General features: G+C 52.4%; 1 rRNA gene. It reads right to left on the bottom strand.

Annotation, left to right across the window (positions count from 1 at the left end):
- Positions 1-1000: ribosomal RNA gene (locus tag GK047_RS29090) — 23S ribosomal RNA — on the bottom strand; the annotation flags it as partial.

The following is a 1000-nucleotide window of genomic DNA, read 5'->3' as shown; positions in this document are numbered from 1 at the left end:
TGCAAGCCATAGCTTCGGTGGCGTGTTTAGCCCCGTTACATTTTCGGCGCAGAGTCACTCGACCAGTGAGCTATTACGCACTCTTTCAATGGTGGCTGCTTCTAAGCCAACATCCTGGTTGTCTGGGCAACTCCACATCCTTTCCCACTTAACACACACTTGGGGACCTTAGCTGATGGTCTGGGCTGTTTCCCTTTTGACAATGGATCTTAGCACTCACTGTCTGACTCCCGGAATAAAGTTTGTGGCATTCAGAGTTTGACTGGACTTGGTAACCCTTGGCGGGCCCCGCACCCAATCAGTGCTTTACCTCCACAACTCATCTTCCGAGGCTAGCCCTAAAGCTATTTCGGGGAGAACCAGCTATCTCCGAGTTCGATTGGAATTTCTCCGCTACCCCCACCTCATCCCCGCATTTTTCAACATGCGTGGGTTCGGGCCTCCAGTGAGTGTTACCTCACCTTCACCCTGGACAGGGGTAGATCACACGGTTTCGGGTCTACGTCCACGTACTAAAGCGCCCTATTCAGACTCGCTTTCGCTGCGGCTCCGTCTTTTCAACTTAACCTCGCACGGGAACGTAACTCGCCGGTTCATTCTACAAAAGGCACGCCATCACCCATATAGAGGGCTCTGACTTTTTGTAAGCACACGGTTTCAGGTTCTTTTTCACTCCGCTTCCGCGGTGCTTTTCACCTTTCCCTCACGGTACTGCTTCACTATCGGTCACTAGGGAGTATTTAGCCTTGGCAGATGGTCCTGCCGGATTCCGACGGGGTTTCACGTGACCCGCCGTACTCAGGATACCTCTAGGGATTTCGTTCGATTTGAGCTACAGGGCTTTTACCTTCTATGCCGGACCTTTCCAGATCACTTCGCCTATCGAACTAACCCCACATCGAGGTCCTACAACCCCAAGGAGCAAGCTCCTTGGTTTGGGCTACTCCGCGTTCGCTCGCCGCTACTGACGGAATCACTTTTGTTTTCTTTTCCTCCAGGT

The sequence above is a fragment of the Paenibacillus sp. SYP-B3998 genome (assembly GCF_010820665.1).
Classification (GTDB): Bacteria; Bacillota; Bacilli; order Paenibacillales; family NBRC-103111; genus Paenibacillus_E.
Note: the sequence above shows the minus strand (reverse complement) of the source record. Positions and strands in the feature narration are given on the sequence as shown.